This window comes from Caballeronia catudaia (assembly GCF_001544755.2).
Lineage (GTDB): Bacteria > Pseudomonadota > Gammaproteobacteria > Burkholderiales > Burkholderiaceae > Caballeronia > Caballeronia catudaia.
The window spans coordinates 1-20934 of the sequence record NZ_FCOF02000049.1 but is presented as its reverse complement, the minus strand read 5'-3'; the positions used below and the strand labels follow the sequence as shown (position 1 = coordinate 20934).

The 20934-nt window shown below is 58.9% G+C and carries 21 protein-coding genes and 2 pseudogenes; 5 read left to right on the top strand and 18 right to left on the bottom strand.

Annotated elements, in window-relative coordinates; genetic code table 11:
* Window positions 1–1244: 1244 nt before the first annotated feature.
* Window positions 1245–1457: pseudogene (locus tag AWB75_RS31010) on the bottom strand (methyl-accepting chemotaxis protein); the annotation flags it as partial.
* A 258-nt stretch (window positions 1458–1715) separates the two neighbouring features.
* Between AWB75_RS31010 and AWB75_RS31005 the strand changes: the two are divergent.
* Window positions 1716–2195 carry a hypothetical protein gene (locus tag AWB75_RS31005; protein ID WP_061127834.1) on the top strand — a complete coding sequence of 160 codons (480 nt, stop codon included), beginning with the start codon at window positions 1716–1718 and terminating at the stop codon, window positions 2193–2195.
* 102 nt (window positions 2196–2297) lie between these two features.
* On the opposite strand, the gene AWB75_RS31000 is transcribed toward AWB75_RS31005, so the two are convergent.
* From AWB75_RS31000 to AWB75_RS30955, 10 genes are all read right to left on the bottom strand, one after another.
* Window positions 2298–2702, bottom strand: a complete 405-nt coding sequence (locus tag AWB75_RS31000) for a type II toxin-antitoxin system VapC family toxin (protein ID WP_061127833.1) — start codon at window positions 2700–2702, stop codon at window positions 2298–2300.
* Entirely contained in the window at window positions 2699–2971 is a 273-nt protein-coding gene (locus AWB75_RS30995) for an AbrB/MazE/SpoVT family DNA-binding domain-containing protein (protein ID WP_061127832.1), read from the bottom strand. The genes AWB75_RS31000 and AWB75_RS30995 overlap by 4 nt, the downstream gene beginning before the upstream one ends.
* A 93-nt stretch (window positions 2972–3064) precedes the next feature.
* Window positions 3065–3973: a LysR family transcriptional regulator gene (locus AWB75_RS30990; RefSeq protein WP_061127831.1), complete on the bottom strand. Its 909-nt coding sequence runs from the start codon at window positions 3971–3973 to the stop codon at window positions 3065–3067.
* Window positions 3974–4062: 89 nt separating this feature from the next.
* Complete coding sequence (iolG, locus tag AWB75_RS30985; protein ID WP_061127830.1) at window positions 4063–5055, bottom strand: inositol 2-dehydrogenase; 993 nt, start codon at window positions 5053–5055, stop codon at window positions 4063–4065.
* A gap of 56 nt (window positions 5056–5111) precedes the next feature.
* Window positions 5112–5417 (bottom strand): hypothetical protein, encoded by a 306-nt coding sequence (locus tag AWB75_RS30980; protein WP_200823059.1) that lies wholly within the window; start codon window positions 5415–5417, stop codon window positions 5112–5114.
* A gap of 43 nt (window positions 5418–5460) precedes the next feature.
* On the bottom strand, window positions 5461–6264 hold the full coding sequence (locus AWB75_RS30975) for an SDR family NAD(P)-dependent oxidoreductase (RefSeq protein WP_061127829.1): 804 nt from the start codon (window positions 6262–6264) through the stop codon (window positions 5461–5463).
* A 115-nt stretch (window positions 6265–6379) separates the two neighbouring features.
* Complete coding sequence (locus tag AWB75_RS30970; protein ID WP_061127828.1) at window positions 6380–6664, bottom strand: YciI family protein; 285 nt, start codon at window positions 6662–6664, stop codon at window positions 6380–6382.
* 54 nt (window positions 6665–6718) lie between these two features.
* On the bottom strand, window positions 6719–7795 hold the full coding sequence (locus tag AWB75_RS30965; RefSeq protein ID WP_061127853.1) for a maleylacetate reductase: 1077 nt from the start codon (window positions 7793–7795) through the stop codon (window positions 6719–6721).
* On the bottom strand, window positions 7782–8132 hold the full coding sequence (locus tag AWB75_RS30960) for a Dabb family protein (protein WP_087087050.1): 351 nt from the start codon (window positions 8130–8132) through the stop codon (window positions 7782–7784). The genes AWB75_RS30965 and AWB75_RS30960 overlap by 14 nt, the downstream gene beginning before the upstream one ends.
* Window positions 8129–9010 carry an intradiol ring-cleavage dioxygenase gene (locus AWB75_RS30955; RefSeq protein ID WP_061127827.1) on the bottom strand — a complete coding sequence of 294 codons (882 nt, stop codon included), beginning with the start codon at window positions 9008–9010 and terminating at the stop codon, window positions 8129–8131. Before AWB75_RS30955 ends, AWB75_RS30960 begins: the two co-directional genes overlap by 4 nt.
* Before the next feature lie 292 nt (window positions 9011–9302).
* On the opposite strand from AWB75_RS30955, the gene AWB75_RS30950 reads away from it, so the two are divergent.
* Window positions 9303–10226 carry a LysR family transcriptional regulator gene (locus AWB75_RS30950; protein WP_061127826.1) on the top strand — a complete coding sequence of 308 codons (924 nt, stop codon included), beginning with the start codon at window positions 9303–9305 and terminating at the stop codon, window positions 10224–10226.
* A gap of 154 nt (window positions 10227–10380) precedes the next feature.
* On the opposite strand, the gene AWB75_RS30945 is transcribed toward AWB75_RS30950, so the two are convergent.
* From AWB75_RS30945 to AWB75_RS30920, 6 genes are all read right to left on the bottom strand, one after another.
* Window positions 10381–11211 carry a BKACE family enzyme gene (locus AWB75_RS30945; protein WP_061127825.1) on the bottom strand — a complete coding sequence of 277 codons (831 nt, stop codon included), beginning with the start codon at window positions 11209–11211 and terminating at the stop codon, window positions 10381–10383.
* An 89-nt stretch (window positions 11212–11300) separates the two neighbouring features.
* Window positions 11301–12278 carry an ABC transporter permease gene (locus AWB75_RS30940; protein ID WP_061127852.1) on the bottom strand — a complete coding sequence of 326 codons (978 nt, stop codon included), beginning with the start codon at window positions 12276–12278 and terminating at the stop codon, window positions 11301–11303.
* A 14-nt stretch (window positions 12279–12292) separates the two neighbouring features.
* Window positions 12293–13303: an ABC transporter permease gene (locus AWB75_RS30935; RefSeq protein WP_061127824.1), complete on the bottom strand. Its 1011-nt coding sequence runs from the start codon at window positions 13301–13303 to the stop codon at window positions 12293–12295.
* Window positions 13296–14879, bottom strand: coding sequence for a sugar ABC transporter ATP-binding protein (locus AWB75_RS30930; RefSeq protein WP_061127823.1), 1584 nt, complete (start codon window positions 14877–14879; stop codon window positions 13296–13298). The genes AWB75_RS30935 and AWB75_RS30930 overlap by 8 nt, the downstream gene beginning before the upstream one ends.
* A gap of 471 nt (window positions 14880–15350) precedes the next feature.
* On the bottom strand, window positions 15351–16472 hold the full coding sequence (locus tag AWB75_RS30925) for a Gfo/Idh/MocA family protein (protein WP_061127822.1): 1122 nt from the start codon (window positions 16470–16472) through the stop codon (window positions 15351–15353).
* Window positions 16473–16576: 104 nt separating this feature from the next.
* Complete coding sequence (locus tag AWB75_RS30920; protein WP_061127821.1) at window positions 16577–17542, bottom strand: sugar ABC transporter substrate-binding protein; 966 nt, start codon at window positions 17540–17542, stop codon at window positions 16577–16579.
* A gap of 308 nt (window positions 17543–17850) precedes the next feature.
* Between AWB75_RS30920 and AWB75_RS30915 the strand changes: the two genes are divergently transcribed.
* Both AWB75_RS30915 and AWB75_RS38255 read left to right on the top strand, forming a co-directional pair.
* Window positions 17851–18708 (top strand): sugar phosphate isomerase/epimerase family protein, encoded by an 858-nt coding sequence (locus AWB75_RS30915; RefSeq protein WP_061127820.1) that lies wholly within the window; start codon window positions 17851–17853, stop codon window positions 18706–18708.
* Between the two features lie 353 nt (window positions 18709–19061).
* The gene (locus AWB75_RS38255) at window positions 19062–19445 is read left to right on the top strand and encodes a hypothetical protein (RefSeq protein WP_200823058.1); all 384 of its coding nucleotides are present in this window, start codon (window positions 19062–19064) and stop codon (window positions 19443–19445) included.
* Between the two features lie 100 nt (window positions 19446–19545).
* On the opposite strand, the gene AWB75_RS30905 is transcribed toward AWB75_RS38255, so the two are convergent.
* Window positions 19546–20130 (bottom strand): hypothetical protein, encoded by a 585-nt coding sequence (locus AWB75_RS30905; protein ID WP_143746543.1) that lies wholly within the window; start codon window positions 20128–20130, stop codon window positions 19546–19548.
* Between the two features lie 214 nt (window positions 20131–20344).
* Here AWB75_RS30905 and AWB75_RS30900 point away from each other — a divergent pair.
* Window positions 20345–20881 (top strand): annotated as a pseudogene (locus AWB75_RS30900) (diguanylate cyclase).
* Window positions 20882–20934 lie beyond the last annotated feature (53 nt).

Below are 20934 nucleotides of genomic sequence, written 5' to 3'. Positions count from 1 at the left end.
AATTCGATCCACCTATGAGCCGCCGCGAATCAGTGAATCTTGCCGCGCAGCGTCTGCCTTCTCTCGATCTGCACATGTTCGCTAACCATTCCGCAATCCTAACGATGCTACGACGGCGTTATGGCAAGCGCTAAACGAGCCCGGAGGCGAGCGTGTTTGCTGCGGTGCGGGGCAGGTGTATTAGCTCTCTTCTATCTCTACACGATCGGGGTACAGGCCGGTATCCGCGGCGGCCTGCTCGACCTCCTTTGTGGACTTAAAGGCCCCTAGCTCGCCAATGTCATCTTCCCCCGCCGAGAGCCGTCCGCCCCATAGGCCGCTCGGGAGGCGGTATATGCGCAGGATCACCGGCTGGTCTTTTTTCTTGTTCCATCGTTCCTCCTCGTGCTCGACCTGGACGGCCTAATCCACCTCCACACGGTCCGGGTACACGCCCGTTTCCCGCGCGGCTTCCTCAAGAGCCTCAGGGCTGTCGTATCCGTCGAAAGAGCCAATATCCTCCCCGCCGACAAGGAGACAGCCCGCCCATCGGCCTGAGGGCGCGCGGTAAATGCGTAGCGTAATGGGCTCGTGCTTGTCGTGTTCCATCATTCCTCCGGCCGGTGGTAGTCAATTTGGACCTGCTCGGGCGGATCATCGTTACTGAGACGCGTCTCGGTAACATCCCTGTGATGTGGTCATCGTCCGTGCTAATCGATCCGTCAAGGTTTGCCCTTGAAAGCGCCAAGACTTCGCGTTGATCTTGCCTTTGACCTGCCGCCCAATACCCCTTTGCCGGACCTTCATTTACGATCGCTCGCCCGGATCTGCCCCGCAGCATGCTGGCATAACAGAGACAGCGCAAGGAGGATGCCTCATCGCGGCGGCGACCGCTCGCCCTTTCCGATTCCATTTCGGCGCAGTCATTTCACCAGTCAAAATCGCCCCGCTTTGCGCCTCTACAGAAGCCGCACCGTTGGATCACGGGTAATCACGGATGCTGTTTCTCGATGGGCTGATTTCCCGACGACACCAGGCCTACGCCAAAATCACGTCACTTTCGACAGTTCGCCGGGACACGAAGCATCCGGAGCTCTATCGGTCGCGTACGCGGCACGCGAGAAATGGTATTGGCGCGGAATTACGTACGGGTCTATCGGATCTTGAAGCGAAAAGCCATCCATCAAAAATCATTCGTATCGTAGGCGCGCGGCAAAACTATCCTCGACGGACGAATGAACCGAAGCATCGATCCAGCACTTTTTTTAGCCCCTTCCCGCGTACTCGCGTACAGAAACGAAACCTAAAGGCGCAGAAATAGCCGCTGACTTTCGGAACGACTGCGCCACCAGGTCCCGCAGCGAACCGGCCTGTTCCTCCAGTGCGTGCGCCGCCGCCGAGGCCCGTTCGACAATCGCGGCGTTTTGCTGCGTGACTTCGTCCATCTGACTTACGGCCAGATTGAATTGTTCGATGCCGCGTGGGGCTAAACGCCCCAACGATTGTCCAAAACGTCCGCTAGCCGCCAGCCCACCGCTCGCCCAATAACGCAGGCTATTCGCTCGGCAGAACTCCGCAGACACAGCCCTCGCGGGCGTCGCTGCGTTAAAATTCCAGTGCCGGTAATTCTCCGCTTCTCTATCAGCTCTATCAGCTCTTTCATGCCTCGCAGCGCCAACCGAACAACACGCACACCGGGCAAGCCGGCCGGCTCCCGTCGTCCGATGACTCGCTCGATGTTGTTGCCCCTGCCTGCAGCAACCACAGAGAAGATGTCGCTGCAGTTCCATCTCGCGCTGGCCGCCTGCCGTAAAGAAGGTAATGGAAATTCATACCAGTTCAACGAACTGTTGCGCGCCTTGTACATTACGTACCACCTACAGGAGATGGGTTTTGGCTCCCTACCACTGCAGGTGTTCGCGTGCGCAGAACTCGGAATGAACGCCGCGTTGTCGAAGCGAAAGGAAGACCAAGCCTGGTTCGTCGACGCGCGGACGGCATCGCTGCTGGAACAAATCCTGGCGCTGCACGACTACCAGTTAGGCGCAATCAGACTGAAAGACCTGTCAGCGGCGACTGAGCGGCTCGAACGCTTCATTCGCAGCCAAAGGGCGTCCCCGCTGCCCAACGAACTTCGCGTCGAGGCACGAAAACTCGCAGCCGAGTGGCCAAGTGAGGCAGAGCCGACGGCGACTGAGGAGGCGGAACGATCTTAGCATTCCTAATAAATTACGCTAGAGGATGCTACGACGGCGTTATGTCAAGCACTGACTCGCTCCTGCGGCGGGTGGTTGTGCTACGGAGACCCTGGCAGTCAGCTATCGTTCCAGCCAGTTCTCAATCGTGAGTCCGCGGATACGGCTGAACTCTTTGGTGTTGTCGGTCACGAGTATGAGCCGCAACGCATAGGCGTGAGCGCCAATCAAGAGATCGTTACCGCCTATAGGTTGGCCTGCCGACTCCAACTCGGCCCGGATGCCGCCATATTCTGCGTCAGCGGGGGCGTCTAGCGGCAATACAGGAATCGTTGCGAGGACGGCCTCTACCTTGGCAAGCAACTTCGCGGAGCCTTTTTTAGCGCATCCATAGTGCAATTCCGCCGCAACGATGATGCTCGTGCATATCGTCTTTGGATCAATCTGTTCGATACGACTTGCAACTTGCCCGAAAGGATTTCGGATCATGTCGCTGATAATGTTCGTGTCCAGCAGATAGCCGCTCAAAATATATCCTCTGGGCGAGCAGGCATGTCGCCGATTTCCGGAAACTGATCTTCGGGCCCAAGCAGTGGCTCCTGTCTCCACTCGGCCAATAATTCAAGAATGTTCGCGGGCGTTTTCACCGGTTCGATGATGAGCTTGTCGCCCTCACGATGAATCAAAACACGATCACCCGGCAACTCGAACTCGACGGGAATACGCACCGCTTGGCTGCGATTATTGCGGAACAGCTTGGCCTCTTTGGGCCGCGTCGATGGCGTAGAAATCGGCACAGTCGCACCTCTTTATGTATATACAAAGTGTATATGCCACCGACTAAAAGGTCAAGGTCGCAACGGCGCGCTCGCCGCTCGGGGGGCTGCCGATCAGTTCAGTTTCCCTCGTTCCGCGAATTCAACCAAGGCGTCGACGACATGCCGCACTTTTGGTCGTAAATGAGCCACCTTCGGCCAGACCGCATGGACATCAATCAGATCGCTAGAGATGTCGTCCAGGACCGAGCGCAGTTCTCCCGATTCAAGATGCGGTCGTAGCAGTGACATGGGCATCTGGCAAAGTCCCATGCTCGCAATCGCCGCCGCCACGATCGAGTCGCCGTCGCTGATCTGATGAGTAGCAGGCGGAGAAATCCGGCTAGATTCGCCGTCGATATGAACTCGCCATGAAAGCGGCAAGCCACGGCGATAGCCGACGATGCACGCGTGGCGTCTCAAGTCCTCCAGATGGCGCGGCGTGCCGCAGCGTGCAAGATACTCAGGCGAGGCTGCAATTACCATGCGCTGGCTGGTTAAACGCCGTGCGACCAGTCCACTCGAACTCTCGAGTTCGCCGAAGCGGATGACGAGGTCGACGCCTTCTTCGATCGGATCAATCAGATGGTCCGAGAACGTCATCGTGAATTGAAGATCGGGATGTTTCCGGCCGATGTCCAGCAAGATCGGCACCAATATCCGTCGACCAAATGCTGCGGGCATATCGATTCGCAACCGACCTACCGGCCGTTGGTGGCCAGGGCCAATCGCCGTCTCCGCCGTCGAGATTTCATCGAGCGCAGAGGCGCACGCGGCGAAGTAAGCTTCGCCGTCAGCCGTGAGCGAAATGCTTCTGGTTGTGCGATGAAACAGCTGCGCGCCAAGCCGCTCCTCCAGCTTTGCGACCGCCTTGCCTACCGCAGATTTTGTAAGTCCAAGCTGCTCGGCCGCGTCGGTGAAGCTCCGTGATTTTGCGGCGGTGACGAAAATCACGATCCCACTAAACGTCTCAACCTGTGCCATCACCGCCCTCAATGAAGAGTTTTGTTCTCCATTAAGGGCGATTTTCCCGTCACCGTCAACTCTCGGGTCATCGGCGCGGAGCCTGATCGTCAGATCTTGACGGCGCAGCCTTGGGTCGCTGCCTCCAAAGCGCAATTCGCGATGTGCAGCGCGCGAATTCCGTCTCGGGGCGTAGCAGGCATCGGCGCGTCTGCTGCCAGCGCGGTCAGGAAGCGATCCAACTCGACCTTGTAGGAGTCGGCATGTCGCTCGAGGAAGAAGTTTAAGAGCGGTTCCCGCGCTTCGGTCCGATCGCTGGTCCACCGACGCAAGCTGGAAGGCCGATGGTTCTCGTTCAGCACCATCCCTTTTGATCCAAAGACCTCGACACGCTGATCGAATCCGTACACGGCTTGCCGCGAACCATTGATGTGACACTGCTTGCCGGACGCCGTACGGAGCAGCACCATCACGCTGTCGTAGTCAGGGAGCTCCTCCAAACCCGGATCGACCAGCCGACTACCCATCGCCATCACTTCCACAGGATCCTCGCCGAGCAACCAATGCGCGGTATCGAAATCGTGAATGGTCATGTCGCGGAAGATGCCGCCTGAGTGACGAAGATATTCGCGCGGCGCGAGTCCCGGATCGCGGCTCGTAATCACGACTTGTCGAACCTCGCCGACCTCCCCTCCTTCGATCGCTTGTTTAAGTCGCATCGCATCCGGATCGAACCGTCGGTTGAAGGCCAGCATCACGCGCCCGTTCAGGCGCTCGATTTCGTCCACCGCGGCTTGCGCACGCTCGATATCGAGGTCGATCGGCTTCTCGCATAAAACCGGCTTGCCCAACCGGACCGCCTGCAACGTCAAATCCACGTGCGTGTCAGTCGGGGTGCCGACAATGATCGCATCCACATCTTCGCGGTCGACCACCGCCTTGCAATCGAGCGACGAATCGCATCCCAGTTCGGCCGCGAGGGACTCGACCGCTTCTTTGTTTGGGTCGGCAACAGCAACGAGTTTCACTCGACGGTCGGTGGCAACATTGGCCGCATGAATTCTACCGATGCGCCCGGCACCGAGGACAGCAATACGCAACATTTTTATCTCCTTGATCGAGTCAGCTCATCGCATGGCAAGCCGACCTTTAGCTTCGTTTATGACGTGCTGATCGCTTTTCGACGGTCAACACACTCGCGCTGATTGCTTGAGTCAGGACACTGCCGCGCTGCGCTGGGTGGCTCGGCCGAGGACACGCCGGCTATCTCTCGGCTAAGCCGCAAAATGTCATCCAGACCGAAGTCATGCACGTCCGGAACGCGATCGCCACGCGCTCTTGCGACCGCCGTGGCAATGCGTAGCGCGTTCGACCGCTCGCGCATCAGCAGGTCAAGTGCTTCCACCAAATAGGCGCGTTCGCTCTGCGACACCATTACGTCATTTAACTGATCACGTGCAGGCATATCTCATCCTCTGGGCAGTCAAGGCAAGCCGGCCTCCTGCCTCTCAAATAAGACTTCGGATGCTGCCGCCGTCGACGCCCCAAACCGCGGATGTAACGAAAGACGCAAGATCGGAGGCGAGGAATACGATCACATTGGCCACTTCGTCAGGTTGACCAAGACGATTCAACGGCAACTGACGTAAAGACAGCACGTGCTCGACGGCGTCTTTCGGCCCCATGCCATGAAACTTGCCCATCGTGTCCGCGAAGCCCCCTTCCTTGGTCCAGAAAGGCGTCCAAACCGGACCCGGCGCAACCGCATTCACACGAATCTTCGGCGCTTCAGCCCGTGCGAGGCCCTTCGTGAGCGCGAGCACCGCAGCTTTGGATGCGGAATAGTCGATCGGCACCGGCTCAGGCTGGCGGGCGAGGTCAGACGCGTTGTTGATGATCACCGCCTTTTCACGCGTCCGCAGCACCGGCAGGAGTTGCCGGCACGTGCGCACGTAGCTCATGAAGTTGAGATTCATCGTGAACTCCCACTCTTCATCCGAAAGTTCCTCGAATGTGCGGACTTTCCCGGCTCCAACGTTGTTGACGAGGATGTCGACTTGGCCGTTGTATGACTTCAAAGCCGAATCGATGCCGCCTGCAACGCCGTCCGAGGTGGACAGATCAGCTCGGGCGATGGTGACGTTCGCTCCGAGCGCGCGAAGCTCCGACTGCGCTTCTTCGAGTCCGTTGGCGTCAATGTCGATGAGGCAAAGACGCGCCCCTTCACGCGCGAAGCCAAGGGCCGCCGCGCGTCCAATGCCTTGTGCCGCACCGGTGATAGGAACGATCTTCCCGTCCAGGCCAGTTTCCATCACGTCTCCGTTTGTATTGTGAAATGTTTGCGCTTTTCGTCGCTCTATTGAGGACAAGCGTGGGTCGTTCGTCCCGCTGGTGAGGACGACACGAACCCGCGGGACTTCGAAGGACTTAACGGTTATCGACTCGCTTGATGAACGGTCTGATATCGACCGTGTCCCAGATCCCTGCTTTGTTGAATGGGTCCGCCTGGACGAATGTCTCGATGTCTGCAATGCTGTCGGCTTCATAGAGGAAGAAGCTGCCGATCATCGTCTGACCATCCGGCATCGTTAGCGGCCCAGAGATCAGTGTCTTGACAGGTGCAGTCTGCAGATACGCCTTGTGTGCGTCATAGTTTTCAAGGCGACGCTCGACCATGCTCGGATGATCAAGGCAGTAGACGGTGAAATGCATGATTGTCTCCTTGCTTAAATGAGGACCGTCAGGTCGCGCTTAAGCATGCGCGGCTCAATTGGCTGTCGTGCGCGGCGCAGCGCCTTCAAAAGCATCCTGGAGTAGCACAAGAAGGGCTTCGCGTTCGATCGGACGCGGGTTCCAGTAGGGGTTCGAGCTTGCAATATCAGCGGCTTTAGATACGTCGGCGGCCGACATCCCGATGTCTTTGAGCGCAACGGGTGCGCCGCAGCGCTTAGCCAGTTCGTAGATCCCCAAGGCGGCGTCCTCCGAGCAGAGGGCGCGGGCGATCCGATGCATCGCCTCGGGCGCAGCCTGCCGGTTATAGGCGAGCGCGTGGGACAAGACGATCGTGTGCGTCTGTGCATGCGGGAGATTGAAACTTCCGCCGAGCGTGTGACAAAGCTTGTGGTGAAGCGCCATACCGACGCTGCCTAGCACCGTTCCACATACCCACGCCCCGTAAAGGGCATCGGAACGCGCCTCCACATTGTTAGCATCTTCAACGATCGCCGGCAGCGCGCGAGCGAGCGCCGCGATCCCGTCCTCCGCCAGCAGGCTTGTGATGGGATTGGCGTCACGCGAGTAGAGTGCTTCCGCCGCGTGCGCAATGGCGTTGATCCCGCTCGTCACAGAAAGCCCAACGGGAAGCGCCATCGTCAGGTCGGGATCGTAGATGACGGTCTTCGGCAATACGCGCAGATCCGTGCCGGTCTTCTTCAAGCCCGCATCGGTGATTCCGTAAATGGGCGTCATTTCGCTGCCCGCGTAGGTCGTCGGTACAGCCAGAATTGGAAGGTCGGATTCCAGTGCGATCGCCTTGCCGAGTCCGATCGTCGAGCCGCCCCCGACTGCAATCGCGCAGTCGGCGCGCAGTTCCCGCGCAAGCTCCCGCGCCTCCTTGGCGAGTTCGAGCGGTACATGCATGATCGCGCGGTCGAAAACCGCGGCTGCGCGCTTACCCAGACGCGCGGCGACGGCCTCGCCCGTTTCCTTCTGCTCCGGGCTACACAGAATGAGGGCTCTTTCAGAATTCAGCTCAAGCACTTCCCGTTCGAGGTGCTGCATACTGCCCGGACCAAACACGACCCTGCCCGCTCGTGCCTGATAGACAAACTCACGCTTTTGCATGAAGGTGCTCCGCTGGATGGTCTGAACTGGCGTTCGCGTCGGCTTGGTAGTCGACTTGAAATCTTGCTGTGCGCAGGTCACCCAGTTCGTTGCGCACGCGTAAGTGCTCCGGATGAGACGCATAGGCGTCCAGTGCGTCCTGCGAGTCAAATTCAGTGACGAGCACTGCGTCGCAGGCGTAGTCGATTCGGCTGTGATCAAGTCCAACTTCAAGGTGGCGCATTCCGGGAATGCGACCGCGCAAGCCTTCGAAGCTCTTTTTAACGACGTTGGAAGCCGCTAGACGTTCGGCAGGCGTATCGCCACGAACTCGCCACATCACGATATGTCGGATCATGCGTGAACCTCCGAAGGGTTAAGCACAAAGTCGTACTCAAGCGAGTACCACGGAACTGCGATTTCTCGGCCATCCGGAGCGACGCCCGGCTCGTGACGTTTCCATTCGGCGATCAATGACGATCGCACGCCGAACACCACGTCCGAGTCGAGATACTGGTCCCCGTCGCGAAACACATGCGTAATCAGCGTTTCGTATCCCGGCGCCTCGATCATGAAGTGCAGATGAGCGGGTCGCCACGGATGGCGACCGAGGGCCGCCAACATGCGGCCAACAGGACCATCGTGCGGAATCGGATACGCCTCGGCGAGAATTGAGCGGAAGTTAAAAAAGCCTTCCGCATCGGACCTCAATCGGCCTCGCCCGCGATGAACGGCTTCGCCCGCTTCATCGAGATTCTGGACGTCATAGAAGCCCTCCTCGTCGGACTGCCAAACGTCGATCAGCGCGTTCTGAATGCCTTCTCCGCCTGCGCCGCGCACTTGCCCCTTCACATAACATGGGGCACCTTTCGCGCCGTTTGAGATGTCGTCGCCGTTGCTGTAGGTCGGTGCTCCTTCGACATAGAACGGCCCAAACACTGTGGCCTCCGTGCAGTTGGAGGGTTTCCGGTTGTTCTGCGACATGACCAGCATCGAAAGGCCGAGCGTGTCAAACAACAGGATGAACTCCTGGCGCTTGTTATCCGTGATGTGTCCAACTTCCGTCAAAAACTTAATCGCTTTGAACCACTCGTCCTCGGTAAGTTGAATATCGCGGGCGAATGCATGAAGGTGTTGAACGAGGCTCGTCATCACGGTTCTCAGTCGCGCATCCTTGCAGTCTGCAACTGAGGCGATAACAGCTTGGGTAATGGTGTCTTCGTTGATGTTGCGCATCGTGCGTGTCTCCGTTGTGCGCCGGGCGTATGAGAACGAAAGTTAAAGCGTCCGACGGTTTAAAAAAATGCCGCCACGCGAAATGACATTTCCTCGTGCCGGAAGAATCCGTTGCGTCGCACTGCCGTGGGCCTTTTTGACGACTAATCCGCCGTCGATCCGCTGCATTTCAATTGTCGAAATCTGCTCTACATAGAAGCGAGTTTTAATGTGTTTATCTCTGCTCTGCCGCGCAGCATATTGGCCTCAACGACGTGGAAGAATCGACGTCGATTGTTCCGAGGGAAACGCGATGGACCGCTGGACGCAACTGCAGTTGTTTGTGCTTACCGCCGATCTAGGTAGCTTGTCGAAGGCCGCTGAGCAGCTCGATATGTCAAACGCGGCCGCCAGCCGCACCTTGAGTTCGCTGGAAGAACGCCTTGGCGCGCGCTTGATCGAGCGGACAACCCGGCGTATGTGGCTCACGGACGCTGGCCGCGAATATCATCGCCGCTGCTCGGCAGTCATGTCCGAAATGGCGGAAGCCGATGCGATCGCCTCAGAAGAAGTCGTCAGCCCAAGAGGCGTCCTGCGGGTAACCAGCTCCGTCTCGTTTGCACGGATGCATATTGCGCCTGCGCTTCCCGAGTTCCTGAGGCGGTATCCCAGCCTGTCGGTTCAGATTGTCGCGGCAAACCAGTACCAAAACTTCATCGAAGCCGGCATCGACGTCGCCATTCGCACAAAGGAATACGAAAGCGACTCCAGCATTACCGTTCGGCGCCTTGCGGAGACTCGTCGAGTGCTTGCAGCATCGCCGGCGTACCTTGCCGCGCACGGACGCCCGCAGAATCCCGAGGACTTGCAGGAGCATAAGATGCTGGTCTACAACCTCGCAGTCGACCCTTACCTGCTCCATCTGCGTCGCGGGACGGAGGAGCGCAACATCACGATTGCGAGTGCGCTGGACTCGAACGAAGGGCAAGTCATCGTCGCAGCCGGACGCGCAGGACTCGGCATCGTCGTTCAGCCGCTGTACATCATTCACGACGACATCGTGTCTGGACGTCTCATTCCGGTTCTCGAAGACTGGCAGCTGCCGCGTCTGACCATCAATCTCGCGTATCAAAGTAGACGCTTTCAGCCCGCCAAGATCCGCGTGTTCACTGACTTCCTCGTCGAACGCGTCAAGAGCCTCAACCTTGAGGAGCGTTGGATGACGTTCGCAATCTAATTGCGCCACGCTTCGAACGTCCGAAGGGGAAACAGCTCAACGCTCGTCCAACAGAAACGACTGACATGTTAGTGACGCGTTGGCCTCCGGCCAACGTGACCCAGGACGCTCCGTTGTGGTCATACGATGGATTGCCATGCCGGGCGTCGTGGGTTCAGACCTGAGGCAGGCCCAACAACGTCCGGGCCTGCGCGGCCGTCGCGACTGGGCGCCCATATTCGCCGCACAGCGACACGACGCGTTGTACCAGTTGTGCATTGCTTGCCGCGAGTGTGTCCTTGTCCCAGCGCACGTTATCCTCGAGGCCGGTGCGGGCATGGCCGCCCATTTCCAGCGTCCAGTGGTTGACTTCGAGCTGGTGTCGGCCAATGCCGGCAGCGGTCCACGTCGCATCCGGTAGCAATGCCTTGAGCTGCTTGACCTCGAACTCGAGAATTTCGCGGCGCGCGGGCAGCGCGTTCTTCACGCCTAGCACGAACTGCACGTGCGCCGGCGGCTTCAACAGCCCCTGCTGCACGAGATCAACGGTGCTGTACAGCATCGCCAGATCGAAAATCTCGATCTCGGGCTTGACGTCGTGCTGGAGCATCGCCGACGCAAGCGAGCGGACGAAGTCGGGCGGGTTTTCGTAAACGGTTGTCGGAAAATTGACCGAGCCCGTCGCGAGCGACGCCATGTCCGGACGCAGGTCGAGCATCGAGCCGCGTTGCTCGAACGACCGGCCGCGACCGCCCGTTGAGAACTGGATGATCATGCCCGCGCAGTGCTTGCGGATCCCTTCCTGAAGCCGAGCGAAGGCTGTGTGATCGGAGCTCGAATTCTCATTCTCGTCACGCACGTGCAGGTGGACCAGCGTCGCGCCAGCCTCGAACGCTTCATGGGTGCTTTCGATCTGCTCGACGATCGAGATGGGCACTGCCGGGTTATCTTTCTTGCGCGGCACCGAACCGGTGATGGCGACCGTAATAATGCAGGGGGCATTCACTTTGATGACCTCGTAATGCGCAGTTTGGTTTTACATTCGCGGGCGGCTGGAAGACGGCGTGACACCGCCCCTTCCGGATCTGTCACGCGTTAAGCCGCCGTGGTTTTCCGACGCGCGAGGCGGTCGAGCGGCGCGGCCAGGACTGCGCCAAGACGTCCGTCAAGCAACACAACAATCAAAAGCAACAGGCCATTGACCAGCAGAATTTGCGTTGACGTTGCGTTCAACAGACCCAGCCCGTTGTTGAGCACCGTGAGAATCAGCACGCCCATCGCCACGCCGAGCGGTGAGCCGATGCCTCCGCCCAACGCCACGCCCCCGACGATCGCAGCCGAAGCCGCCTGCAACAGGATGTTGCTTCCCATCGTCGCTGAGGCCGTCGCGAGGCTCAGCGAGAGCAAGCCGCCGCCGAGTGCCGAGAGACCTCCGGAAATGATGAAGGCGACGGTCAATGCCTTGCCCACGCGCGCGCCGCTTTGCGTCGCCGCCTTTCGATGACCACCGGATGCGTAGAGATCGCGACCGAGCGTGGTGTAGCGCAGGAAAAGCGATACCGCAATGAAGCAGAAGATCGTAATGAGGCTACGCGGCGAAAAGATCGCGGCAACATTCTGGTCGAGAAAGTCGCTAACATCCAGGTTGCCCCAGCTCAAGACGCGCCCGCCCGCTAGCCAGAAGCCCACCCCGGTCAGGAGCATCATCGAACCCACGGTCGTGACCAGGGAGGAGACGCCCAGCCAGGGCAACAACGCTGCATTGGCCACGCCGATGACCACGCCGAAAATCACGGCGTACAGCATGCCCAGCAACGCACTATCGCCACCAAACTTTACGGTAATCAGCCCGGCGACGGTTGAGATCGCCGCAACGCTCAGATCGAACTCGCCTGCCACCATCGTCACCGAGAGGCCAAGTGCGATGATCCCGAGGTACGCGAACGCCTGAAAGATGGCGTAGAGGTTCGCCTGCGAAAAGTAGTGGTCGACACTGAGCCCGAATATCACCGGCATGCCCACCAGCAATACGAGGCGAATGGCGAGATTAAGAAGTCGTTGAGGCTGTTCCATTTTCATATCTCCTGTTACTTCCGACCCGGACCAATCCGGGCGAGCAATGCACCGAACACCACTGCCGCAAGAACCACGATGCCCTTGGCGACCAGCTGATACTCGTAACTGACTCCGCTGACCAGCAGAACGTTACTGATGACGGCCAGGAAAATGGCGCCGGTCACCGCATCCGAAATCTGCCCGCGTCCGCCGCGAATCGAGATGCCTCCGACGAGCACTGCGGCAATCGCGTTGAAATCGAGGTCGATGCCGTAGGTCAGATTGCCCTGCGCCGAAGAAGAGGCGATCAACGATCCCGCAAGCGCAGCGGCAGCCCCGGCAAAGCCATAACAAACGAGCGTCGCCAGCAACAGGCGAAGACCCGCGATGCGTGCGACTTCAGCGCGCATACCAATGAGTCGAATCTCGCGGCCGATGCGCGACTTCTGCAGAATAAAGCTCGCTATCGCCGCGAAAATGGCTAACACGATGATCTGATTCGGCAACCAGCCAAACAGCTTTCCTTGGCCGAGCCACGTCGCGTCGCCCTGCCCGATGATCGTCAGCCCTCCGGTGTAGATCACGCCCGTCCCGATGATGATCGATGAGGTCGCGATGGTCGTGATGATGGGATTGGCTTTTCCTAGGGCGATGATGCCGCCCTGCACCGCGCCCATAAGAAGTCCACTCAACACCACGAGCAACAACGTCGCGCCGAGACCTAAATGGATCAATGCGGCGAACATCACGGTCGACACTGCCGCGGTTGCGCCCATCGACAGCATGAACAGGTTGCCGCTGAGCGTGACAAGCGCCATGCCAATCGCACCGATGCCCACGGCAGCCACGGAGTACATCAGAGATTGAACGTTGCCGAACTCCGTAAAGTGTGGAACGACGCCTGCCGCGATCGCGATCAGAAGAACGGTTGCGATTCGAATTGACGCCGCATGAATACTGGTCGTGCCGAACAGCGCGGCTGCCCAACGTCGCAGCGTGGTTGAAGACACCTGCGTTGCGGGTTCCAAAGCGGTCTTATGCATTACCCACCTCAACAGAAGGGTTTCGGAACGAGACATGCGCATGAGATGCGTCACTGTCGCCAGCGACGATGTCATGCAGGAGCGTGTCGCCGTCGATCTCGAATCGGGGTTTGTGACGGACCATTCGGCCCCGGAAAACGGTCATTACCGTATCTGCAAGCTCGAGAATTTCTTCGAGATCGGTCGAGTAGAAGACGATCGCAAGGCCTTCGTCCGCCATCTTGCGCAGCGTCGCGTAAATTTCGCTTCGCGCTCCGATATCCACGCCGCGCGTCGGCTCATTGAGCAGCAAGAGGCGCGGCGACAGGGCGACGGCCTTGGCGAGCGAAACCTTTTGTTGATTTCCACCGCTAAGCGTCGATACCTCGTGCGGAAGGCGCTTCGGATCGATGGTGAACATCGACGCGAGACGGCGCGCCTCTTCCTGCTCGGCCGCTCGTCGCATGACGCCCGCCCGGGTGAACTTTCCCATGACCGAGGCCGTGATATTGATCGCGATCGGTGCGTCCAGAAAGACGCCTTTGTCGGCGCGGTCCTCGGCGACGTATGCAATGCCCGCACGCAGGGAACCGCGAATGCTATCGAGTTTGACCGCCTGACCGTCCAGCTTCACAGCGTGCGAGATATCGCCGCGAAGGCCGGCAAGCGCTTCAACAAGAACTTCCGCGCCGGAGCCCAACTGGCCAACCACAGCGACAATCTCTCCTGGCGCCACTTTGAGCGACAGGTCCTTGATCTTTCCGTCGACGCTCAGATTGTCGATCTCGAGACGAGGCGTGACATGAGCGCGACTTTCCGGCGGCTTGACCTGGTTATGTACCAGCTCGCGCCCGATCATCGCCTTGACGACCTCCGCGGTGGTCATATCAGCGGTGCGTTGCGTCAGAACGTGCTGACCGTTTCGGAAAACCGTCACGCGGTCGGTGAGCGCGAACACTTCGTCGAGTCGATGGCTCACGAAGATCATCGCAGTCCCTTGATCGCGCAATTTGCGCGCGACCTCAAAGACGCGAACGATCTCCGCATCCGATAGGGTGGCCGTGGGCTCGTCGAGCAGCAGCACCTTTGCATGACGCGACATGCCACGAGCGATTTCGATCAGCTGGCATTCGGCCAGGCTGAGTCTCGACGCGGGCGCATCGAGCTTGACATGTGACAACCCGACCGAATCCAGATGCTCGCGCACAGCATCGCGATAGTGGCTGCGGCGATAGATTTCTTTCTGATCAGCGCCACCGAGCAGGATGTTATCGAGCACCGACAGGGTCGGGACGATAGCCAGCTCCTGGTGAACTATGGAGATGAGTTTTGGGTCGGTGCGCTGACCCAGTTTGAGCTGATGGCCGTCGACCGTGATCTCACCGTCGTCCGGCTGAACCAGGCCACCCAGAATCTTGATAAAGGTGCTTTTGCCTGCCCCGTTCTCACCACACAACGCGTGAATTTCACCGGGTACCAGCTCAAGGCTGACGCCAGTGAGCGCCTTCACGCCACCATAATGTTTGGTCAAGTTGCGAGCGCACAGCAGACTTTGAGCGGCGAGCGTATCGCCGTCGGGTTTTGCGTCTTGCAGCATTGTCTTCCTCCATAGGCGGACACGGTCCTTCGTCCGCTGTCACGGGCTGATGCCTATCACGCTCAATGAGCTACTACGCGTGAATGCTCGCGCTTGGGTGACGGCATACTTTTGGAACAACGAAGCCTTGCAACGGCGCTGAGGCGGCATAGCTCCTCATGGCTAACACACAAAATCGTGGGTGCTGCCGCATCAGCGCCGCTGCGGTTGGATCTACAAGAGAGGAATTCGCAAAGATCGCTGCGAGCATAGAAATGCGTGTCGTCTCCAGCAGAAACTCGCTTTAGCGGCTTCGTTATTGTTGAGTCACAGATTATTCGTTCGGTCGAAAAAGAAAAATGCGCTGCAGCGAAATGATATTTCCGGTGACTGGAAATATCGGAACAGCCGGCGTGCTCGTAAAAAAGCGCGCGGGCCACAGGAGGTGACACCTGACAAACCGCGCGCAACCTTGGAGACCACCGGTCGTTGTTACAGGGCGATACGACGCTCTTCTGCCGACGACTGGATTGCTGCATCAACAATCCGTTGAATTTCCCATGCCTCGCGGAAGTCCGGGAAGGCGGGCGTGCCGTGTTCGATGGCGGAAAGGAACTCCGCCATTTCGATGGTCTTCAAATCGTTGAAACCAAGCTGGTGTCCCCCGGCGACCGTGAAATTCTCGTAGGGAGGGTGTGCCGGTCCCGCTTCGATTCGAGCAAACCCTGAAGTCCGCGGATCATTGCTCGCCTTGAAGTACTGCAGTTCGTTGAAGCGCTCTTGCGAGAAGAACAGCGAGCCCTTCGTTCCGAACACTTCAAATTCAAGCTGCATCTTCCGTCCGGTGGCAGCCCAGTTCGCCTCCATTGACCCCGAACAACCGCGCTCGAACGTGACCATTAGCCGCGCGATGTCATCGACTTTCACCTCTCGACGCTCCGAAGAACCCTGTGCGACAGGGCGAGTCTTGTTGACTGTTTCGAGCTGAGCATTGATCTGCGTGATCGGGCCGAGAAGGAAGCGTGACAGGCTAACGATATGGTTGCCAATTTCAGCCAGCGCACCCGCACCGTTCTGAGGATCCGTGCGCCAGCTATAGGGAATGTCGGGATCGGCCATGTAGTCTTCTGCATGGACGCCACGGAAGCTGGTGATGTCACCAAGCTCGCCCGACTGAATCATGCCCCGCGCCAGCTTAAGGATGGGGTTTTTGATGTAGTTGTATCCGACCTGAGTGACGACCCGCGCCGCCTCTGCCGCTTTCATCATGTCGTAAGCGTCGGAAGATGACGCTGCGATCGGCTTCTCGCAATGCACATGCTTGCCGGCTGCGATCGCAGCCAGCGCCATGTCCCGATGCAAGCTGCAAGGCGTGGTAATCGAGACGACCTGCACCTCGGGATCGTCGAGGAGCGTTCTCCAGTCGGTAGTTGCGCGTTCGAAGCCAAACTGCTCGGCGGCTTGGCGCGCACCTACTTCGCTAACGTCTGCAACCGCCACAAGTCGCGGCTTCCAAGAATCGGGGAACGCATTCGGCACAGCCTTGTAGGCGAGCGCGTGCGCTTTGCCCATGAACCCGGTGCCGATGACGGCTACACCGATTTCTCGTCTCATTCCTGATCTCCCTGTAAATACAGAAGCGACCCCGAAAGGTCGCGAATACGTCACGCCCGCGCGGTCAGGTGCGCAGAGTCAGACGCGCACCGTCAGCGCGCGACTTACTTCTTTTGGGAATAGCAGACGTTGAGGGTCGCCTTCGTTGCGATAGGGTTCGGCAGGTACTGAACGGCCTGGGGCGTCTTCCCGGAGGCAAGCTCGAGTGCCGCCTTCGCTGCGTACGCGCCATCATCGAACGGAGATTGCTCGACCGTCGCGTAGGCCTTTCCTGCCGAGATGGCCTCGACACCGCCGGAGTCGCACCCGTGTCCCACAATGACCAGCTTCGAAGGGTCGAGGCCGAGTCGTTGCGCGGCCGTGACCACGCCGCGCAGTTGTGAGTCGTTCTCGGTGTAGACGCCCTTGACGTCTTTGAACTGGGTGAAGAGCGCCGACGCTGCTGCTTCCGCTTTCACTGCATCCCAGTCAGCAGGCTGGGAGCCAACGACCTCGATGCCGGGTGCGTTCTTCTTGAGTCCATCAACAAAGCCCTGATAGCGCTGCACCTGTGGAGGCGTACCCATCGGACCGTTGATGACGATGACCTTCCCCTTGTCCCCGTAACCCTTCTCTTTGAAGCCCTGAATCATCGCCTTGGCTGCGGCTTCGCCATTGCTGATGTCGTTCGGGCCAGTGAAGGCCTTCCAGTAGCGCGAGTACTTCTGGTCGGGCATCGAGTTCGAGATGACAACCGGGATTTTGGCCTGGTCGATCTTACGAATCGACGGGACCATTGCGCTCGAGTCCACGGGCACGAGAACGATCACGTCAGGCTTCTGAGCGAGCGTCTGCTCGACCTGAGTGGCCTGTTCGTTCGCATCGTAGTTGGTGACCTTCACGTCCACCTTCAGACCATCCGCTGCCGCCTGCTTTTGGAAGCCCTTGATGTAGAGCGCCCAATATTCAACGCTCTGCGTGGGCATGAGCAGGGCAACGTGTGGCGGGTTGGCCGCGTTTGCGCCAGTACCGAAGGCTCCGGCAATGGTCGCGAGAGCAAGGCTAGAGATGACAGATTTACGGAATTTCATGAGGTGTCTCCTGAGGGCTCCTTGAGAGCGGGCTTGGTGTTCTGAGGAGGCACAGTAAGGCGAGAGGTTCGAAAGAGAAATGCGGCGGAGCGAAAACTTATTTCCTTCCACAGGAAAAATGCCGGCCTTCGGTCCAGACGCCCGGACAATGGCGCTTGGGCAGAGACGCGGATCGATTGTAGAAAGCTAATCTACTGTAAGTCGATTTTCGGTCTGTTTATCTCCCGCAAATCTTGCGAGATAGTGAGGGCCATCGTAAACCGCGACTTCCACGCCGGTGCGTCGCCCCCCTTTCCGAGAGGATTCAAATGTCCAAATCCAAAGTCGAACTTGTAGCCGCCTACTTCACGTTGTCGGGTGACGTCTATCCGTTCGGTCCGACCGAAATCAGTCCTTTCAGCTTTAAAGACCGCGTTGAGGCTGCGGCCAAAGCTGGCTGGGATGGCATCGGCCTGATTCACTCGGATATCTACGCAACAGTCGACAAGATCGGCTTTGCGGAGATGCGCCGAATCCTCGAAGCCAACGGCATCAAGCACGTTGAGTTTGAATTTTTGGTCGATTGGTATCAAACCGGCGAGCGTCGCCGCACGTCCGACAGCATGCGGTATTACTACCTCAAGGCGGCCGAAGAACTGCGCGCGCGCATCGTGAAGGTCGGCCCGGGTATCGGCGATGACACCGCGAACGTTCCGCTCATGGTCGAAGAGTTTGGCAAACTGGCCGAAGACGCTGAGAAGCGCGGTACGCAAGTCATGCTGGAGGTCATGCCTTTCAGCAACGTCCGCACGATTGAAACGGGCAAGGCGATTGTCGAAGGCGCAAACAAGGCCAACGCAGGTCTGCTGCTTGACATCTGGCACCTGAGCCGCGGCAACGTCGATTTCAAGGAAATCGCCACGATCAAGCCCGAGTTCATCAAAGGCATTGAACTGGACGATGCGGACCGCTACGCAATCGAGCCGCTGTGGATGGACACCTGCCACAAGCGTCGCCTGCCGGGCGAAGGCGTCCTCGACGTGAAGGGCTTCATCAAAGCGGTTCAGGCAACGGGCTTCGATGGTCCGTGGGGCGTCGAAATCCTCTCTGAAGTCGAACGCAAGCTTCCGTTGGAAGAAATGGCTACGCGCGCATACAACGCGACGATTCGTCAGTTCGAAGGGTAAGCAGTTGCGCGACGAGTAACCTGACGGCTGCAACCAGAGGTTAGCGGCCGGCTTCAACGATCCAGATCGTTGCATTCATGTCGGCGATCGCGAGAGCAACATCTACGAATTATTCTGTACCGCACGGGAGTTAGGAACTCACTTTCTTGTGAGAACTTGCCAGGACCGTTTGGCCGGCGACGGCGAGCACACCATGAGTGACGAAATGTCTGCGGTGCAGGTCAAAGGGCTACACCGCGTAGAGACACGAGACACGAAAGGCCATTCGTCGCACGCACTTCTCGAGATTAAATATTGTCAGGTCACGGTCTTGCCGCCGATCGGTAAGCGAAAACCGCTATCCAGCGCTGCAAGTGACCGTGATCCATGCGACGGAACGAGGTGAACCGACCGATAGGAAGCCGATCAAATGGAAGTTGATCACGGATCTGCCAGTGCGCTCCCGTCGCGACGCTATCGAAAAACTCGACTGGTACGCGATGCGCTGGAAAATCGAGATGTTTCACAAGATTCTCAAGTCTGGATGCAAAGCCGAAGAGTCTAGGCTGCGGTCGGTCGACCGACTGGCCAACCTGATTTCTGTGTTTTGTATCTTTAGCTGGCGGATATTCTGGTTGACCATGATCAATCGATACGCTCCCGATGCACCCGCTCAAGTTGCGCTGACACGAGCTGAGGTCGAACTGCTCGACCAGGTCGTCAAGGACACGCCCCGAACGGCCCAAGCGCCGCCTTGATCGCGCAGTCTTACCAAGCTCGCACAGCTCGGTGGTTACCTCGCCCGTGCCAGCGATCCGCCTCCGGGGCAATACAGTCATCTGGCGCGGTTTGCGCCGCCTAGTCGATATCCAACTCGGTTTCGAGCTCGCAAACTGTGGGTAATTGCAAGGCTGAGAAGGCCTGCGCAGTCACGCCGCGAGGCTGATGAGCGAACCGATTCCCTAGACCTAGACGGCCCGAATCGATCACGTGGACCGCTTCCGTTTCAATCGTCAATCTCTTGGAGTTTTGCTGCCGCGTGTCATGCATGGTGGCGCTCCCCAAAACTATGCAAGAGACCGTGCGCCTGTCGGGATCCGCACGCTGGCATTCGATAGCCCACCGGAACGCGGCGAGGAAACGCTCGTTGGCGTAAATCCGTGCGTCATCGGGGACGTCAGCGCCTGAGCGGTGCGCCCGCCGCTCATCGTCAGCAACCCTTTGTCGATCGAGCCGTCGATCGAGACGTCGATCTTTACCGGATCGAGTCCGGGTGCAAATGCGAGATCTGACCGCGTCGTCGGTGCTGCCGATTATCGACGGCTGAAAAGGTGCCGATGCGCGTGGCGCGCAGGCCGGTGGGAAACCCGTGAAGAGGCTCGCGATCCTCCGGTGGAAGCGGTCGAAGTCGTCCAGCAGGACCGTGAAAAGAAGATCGCTCATGACCGGCTCCTCGAGAGACCTTGAGAGGGATCCGCACGGAGCCCAAACAAAGGCTACGCGGTCCAATTCGCCCGTCCGTGAAGACCACTCACAACAAATCGAAACACGCAGCGCGCTTGTGAGATGGGTCGCGCGATTGCCTGAGCGAATCCTAAAATAGTGCCCGCAATCGGAATCTCAAGAGGCTGCGCAACATACATGGGACGGAAGCTTCATGGATTTTTTCGGTACGCTGCGCGAACAAGTGGATACCGTGCGCCTGCCGCTGGTGGCGGTCACGGTGACTGCCGTCGCACGGGTCCACACGCCGGTGCTGGCGATCCTGCACTGGCATAGCTTTCGGCGGTCGACGCGGCGCTAGTCGATGCGGCGTGGCAACTCGGGGCGTGGGAGGGCGAACGTAACGAGCGACGTGCCTGCAACTAATCGGTGCGCCGGCCGGCGAAGCGCTCGTCTGCCGTCAGGCATTCGGGGAGTATGCGGATGGCGGCCCACCGACCGCCATCTGCTCGACAATGCGCCGGACCGGCTCGAGCTGATGCAGCTCGGCGCCAGCAAGGGTTATCTGCGGTGGCAGTTCCGACCGGTGAAAGGCGGACTCTGGGGCGAGTTCGACGAGTCCGACGACACGCTTGACTCAGATCGGGGTCGTCGCCCGCCATGTCCGGTGTCGCCGCAACCGCGCCGGCCGGGCGCTGCGGGACGCACGATCTATCGACTTGGTGCCGTCCGGCGCGTCCTGACACGCTGAAGGGTTTAGTTACAGTCACATTTTTCGTGCCCTTTTGAAGGGCGCGTCGCACG

Excerpts from the sequence above, each read along its gene's own strand:
- AWB75_RS30905 (WP_143746543.1), bottom strand. The coding sequence starts at position 20,130 with ATGAGCGATCTTCTTTTCACGGTCCTGCTGGACGACTTCGACCGCTTC.
- iolG (WP_061127830.1), bottom strand. The coding sequence starts at position 5,055 with ATGTTGCGTATTGCTGTCCTCGGTGCCGGGCGCATCGGTAGAATTCAT.
- AWB75_RS31005 (WP_061127834.1), top strand. The coding sequence starts at position 1,716 with ATGTTGTTGCCCCTGCCTGCAGCAACCACAGAGAAGATGTCGCTGCAG.
- AWB75_RS30930 (WP_061127823.1), bottom strand. The coding sequence starts at position 14,879 with ATGCTGCAAGACGCAAAACCCGACGGCGATACGCTCGCCGCTCAAAGT.
- AWB75_RS30935 (WP_061127824.1), bottom strand. The coding sequence starts at position 13,303 with ATGCATAAGACCGCTTTGGAACCCGCAACGCAGGTGTCTTCAACCACG.
- AWB75_RS30940 (WP_061127852.1), bottom strand. The coding sequence starts at position 12,278 with ATGGAACAGCCTCAACGACTTCTTAATCTCGCCATTCGCCTCGTATTG.
- AWB75_RS30960 (WP_087087050.1), bottom strand. The coding sequence starts at position 8,132 with ATGATCCGACATATCGTGATGTGGCGAGTTCGTGGCGATACGCCTGCC.
- AWB75_RS30965 (WP_061127853.1), bottom strand. The coding sequence starts at position 7,795 with ATGCAAAAGCGTGAGTTTGTCTATCAGGCACGAGCGGGCAGGGTCGTG.
- AWB75_RS30955 (WP_061127827.1), bottom strand. The coding sequence starts at position 9,010 with ATGCGCAACATCAACGAAGACACCATTACCCAAGCTGTTATCGCCTCA.
- AWB75_RS30970 (WP_061127828.1), bottom strand. The coding sequence starts at position 6,664 with ATGCATTTCACCGTCTACTGCCTTGATCATCCGAGCATGGTCGAGCGT.
- AWB75_RS30990 (WP_061127831.1), bottom strand. The coding sequence starts at position 3,973 with ATGGCACAGGTTGAGACGTTTAGTGGGATCGTGATTTTCGTCACCGCC.
- AWB75_RS30975 (WP_061127829.1), bottom strand. The coding sequence starts at position 6,264 with ATGGAAACTGGCCTGGACGGGAAGATCGTTCCTATCACCGGTGCGGCA.
- AWB75_RS30920 (WP_061127821.1), bottom strand. The coding sequence starts at position 17,542 with ATGAAATTCCGTAAATCTGTCATCTCTAGCCTTGCTCTCGCGACCATT.
- AWB75_RS30980 (WP_200823059.1), bottom strand. The coding sequence starts at position 5,417 with ATGCCTGCACGTGATCAGTTAAATGACGTAATGGTGTCGCAGAGCGAA.
- AWB75_RS30915 (WP_061127820.1), top strand. The coding sequence starts at position 17,851 with ATGTCCAAATCCAAAGTCGAACTTGTAGCCGCCTACTTCACGTTGTCG.
- AWB75_RS30950 (WP_061127826.1), top strand. The coding sequence starts at position 9,303 with ATGGACCGCTGGACGCAACTGCAGTTGTTTGTGCTTACCGCCGATCTA.
- AWB75_RS30925 (WP_061127822.1), bottom strand. The coding sequence starts at position 16,472 with ATGAGACGAGAAATCGGTGTAGCCGTCATCGGCACCGGGTTCATGGGC.